Origin of the sequence: Mammaliicoccus fleurettii (assembly GCF_003970575.1) — a bacterium.
GTDB classification, from domain to species: Bacteria; Bacillota; Bacilli; order Staphylococcales; family Staphylococcaceae; genus Mammaliicoccus; species Mammaliicoccus fleurettii.
Map to the genome: position 1 here is coordinate 1 of NZ_RXWZ01000232.1, position 479 is coordinate 479.

A 479-nucleotide genomic window follows, 5' to 3' on the forward strand; every position below is an offset into this window, starting at 1 on the left:
CGCTTATACCTATATTAATTAAAAGTATTTATACTTTAAAAGATAATGCTATCGACCATACTAATTACGAATTAATCATGTTTAGAAAAGATTTATCTGAAGAAATTAAAGATTGTAAGGTTATCATCGATTATTCAAACACGAGGATAAAATGTATTCGCAATAAAAACTCAACAGAATACACTTTATTAAATTCAAAAATTTTTAAAAGTATAAACGGTAAAGGTAATATTACATTACTAAATAATGTTGAAAGATTGAATATACAGCAATTACATCAAAATACCCTCAAATTAGATTTACTGATTAGGAAGGGTGACAAAAAAGTTCATGAAGAAATTTATATTTAAAAATGAAGGATTTATTCTGCCTTTTGTACTAGGGATATTATTTATTTATTCAGCTTTTCTATCATTTTATTTAGTTCAATATAGTTATAAATTAAATATTTATCATAATTTAGAGCAGTACTATCAACG

1 protein-coding gene is annotated in these 479 nt (G+C 23.4%); it reads left to right on the top strand.

From position 1 onward, the window contains the following. Positions 1-350, top strand: a 350-nt coding sequence (locus CD129_RS13065) for a competence type IV pilus minor pilin ComGF (RefSeq protein WP_126577766.1), incomplete at its 5' end; no start/stop codon positions are given. Positions 351-479 lie beyond the last annotated feature (129 nt).